General features: G+C 59.9%; 1 protein-coding gene. It reads left to right on the plus strand.

Annotated elements, in window-relative coordinates; genetic code table 11:
* Nucleotides 1–279 (plus strand): hypothetical protein (locus PZC42_RS24500; protein ID WP_277214065.1); only part of this gene is annotated, 279 nt, incomplete at both ends.

Below are 279 nucleotides of genomic sequence, written 5' to 3' on the forward strand. Positions count from 1 at the left end.
CGTGCACTTCGACTTCCTGGGCAAGAACCACACGCTGACCGAGTCGACCTTCGACGCGCCCTGCACCAAGCTCCAGGGCACCGACGTCGACACCGACTTCAACAACTTCAACCCCAACGACGTGCCGAACCTGCGTCCCTTCGACTACACCTTTGCGTCGGACAAGCCGCGCTTCTTCTACTGCAAGCAGGGGGTGGGCACGGCCAACAGTCACTGCGGGAAGGGGTTGGTGTTTGCGGTGTATATCGACCAAGCGACGTTCAATGAGTTTCAGTGGCG

The sequence above is a fragment of the Isoptericola croceus genome, from assembly GCF_029382255.1.
Classification (GTDB): Bacteria; Actinomycetota; Actinomycetes; order Actinomycetales; family Cellulomonadaceae; genus Isoptericola; species Isoptericola croceus.